This is a genomic window from Mesorhizobium sp. M7D.F.Ca.US.004.03.1.1 (assembly GCF_003998635.1).
GTDB classification, from domain to species: domain Bacteria; phylum Pseudomonadota; class Alphaproteobacteria; order Rhizobiales; family Rhizobiaceae; genus Mesorhizobium; species Mesorhizobium loti.
Genome location: NZ_RZQG01001562.1, coordinates 1 through 753, shown reverse-complemented (window position 1 = coordinate 753; position 753 = coordinate 1). Strand labels below are relative to the sequence as shown.

The 753-nt window shown below is 59.2% G+C and carries 1 protein-coding gene; it reads right to left on the bottom strand.

Translation table 11 applies throughout. The features are described from left to right. Positions 1–155: 155 nt before the first annotated feature. Positions 156–753, bottom strand: a 598-nt coding sequence (locus EN935_RS38705) for an SDR family oxidoreductase (RefSeq protein WP_127374385.1), incomplete at its 5' end; no start/stop codon positions are given.

The window sequence follows — 753 nt, the reverse complement described above, 5'->3', positions numbered from 1 at the left end:
AAGCCCTAGACTTCAAACCAACAGGCCTCCCAAGGCCGAGGATTGCCATCGTAGCCTCAATGGCTGGATGGCAATCCTCACGTGTCCGCCCCGACATCTTTGGTTCTTGTTGCGAGGCCGTGCGAGCCGACTAGAGCAATGCGCGAACTCGGGTATCACACGCTCTGGATCAGCCCGCCGTCGATACGAATGACCGAGCCGGTGATGTAGGATGCTCGTTGGCTTGCGAGAAACGCGACGGCATCGGCATATTCGTCAGCACGGCCATAACGACCGACGGCAATCGATGCTTCGCTCTGCGCCGAGACATCAGCAACCGTGCTCCCCTCGCGCTTGGCCTTCTGTTCGTCAAGGAAGGCGATGCGCTGGGTTGCAATGCGGCCGGGAAGCACAATGTTGGCGGTCACACCATCGCGTCCGACCTCGCCGGCCAATGTCTTCGACCAGCCGACAAGCGACAAGCGCAGCGCGTTCGAAATGCCAAGATTCGGGATGGGTGATACGACCCCCGACGATGTCGAGGTGATGATGCGACCCCATTTTTTTGCGCGCATGGCGGGCAGGACCGCATCGGTGATCGCTATCACCGACAGCACCATCGAATCGAAGTGCTTGCGCCAAGCAGCGGGGTCTTGACCCGAAACCGGTGTTGGGGGCGGACCTCCGGTTATGTTGACCAATATTTCTACCGAGCCAAACTTTTGTTCAATGGCGCGCAGATTCGGACCGATCGCATCCAGATCGGCAAGGTCC